Source organism: Pseudomonas sp. HMWF006, assembly GCF_003061205.1.
Classification (GTDB): Bacteria; Pseudomonadota; Gammaproteobacteria; order Pseudomonadales; family Pseudomonadaceae; genus Aquipseudomonas; species Aquipseudomonas monsensis.
On sequence record NZ_QAIU01000509.1, the window covers coordinates 32,992 to 33,908 of the forward strand.

A 917-nucleotide genomic window follows, 5' to 3' on the forward strand; every position below is an offset into this window, starting at 1 on the left:
TTTGCTCAACAGTTTCCTGATGTGGACCGGCCTGACCGATCACCCGATCGAGATCCTCAACACCAACACTGCGGTGTATATCGGTGTGGTTTACGCCTACCTGCCGTTCATGGTGTTGCCGCTGTACGCCAACCTGGTGAAGCACGACGGTAGCCTGCTGGAGGCCGCGTCGGACCTGGGTTCGAGCAACTTCAACAACTTTTGGAAAATCACCGTACCGCTGGCCAAGAACGGGATCATCGCCGGCTGCATGCTGGTGTTCATTCCGGTGGTCGGCGAGTTCGTGATTCCGGAACTGCTGGGTGGCCCGGAGACGCTGATGATCGGTCGCGTGCTGTGGCAAGAGTTCTTCAATAACCGCGACTGGCCGGTGGCGTCTGCCCTGGCGGTGGTGATGCTGTTGATCCTGATTGTGCCGATTCTGCTGTTCAACCGCAGCCAGGCCAAAGAGATGGAGGCACGGGGATGAAACGCTTCGGTTTTTCCAAGTTCATGTTGATCTTCGGCCTGATGTTCATTTATCTGCCGATGCTGATCCTGGTGATCTACTCGTTCAACGCCTCGAAACTGGTGACGGTGTGGGGCGGCTGGTCGGTGAAGTGGTACGTCGGGCTGCTCGACAACACGCAACTGATGGGCTCGGTGGTGCGCTCGCTGGAAATCGCCTGCTACACCGCGATTGCCGCCGTTGCACTGGGCACCCTCGCCGCTTTTGTGCTGACTCGTGTGACGCGCTTCAAGGGGCGCACCCTGTTCGGTGGCCTGGTCACCGCGCCGTTGGTGATGCCTGAGGTGATCACCGGTCTGTCGCTGTTGCTGCTGTTCGTGGCGATGGCGCAGTTGATCGGCTGGCCGCAGGAGCGTGGCATTGTCACCATCTGGATCGCCCACACCACGTTTTGTGCAGCCTATGTGGC

Annotated in this window: 1 protein-coding gene and 1 pseudogene; both read left to right on the forward strand. The window is 59.2% G+C overall.

What is annotated here, in order from left to right; translation table 11 throughout:
- On the forward strand, window positions 1-469 hold a 469-nt coding region (locus DBR24_RS33345), incomplete at its 5' end, for an ABC transporter permease subunit (RefSeq protein WP_256591751.1).
- Window positions 466-917: pseudogene (locus DBR24_RS22850) on the forward strand (putrescine ABC transporter permease PotI); the annotation flags it as partial. The gene DBR24_RS33345 and the pseudogene DBR24_RS22850, both read left to right, overlap by 4 nt.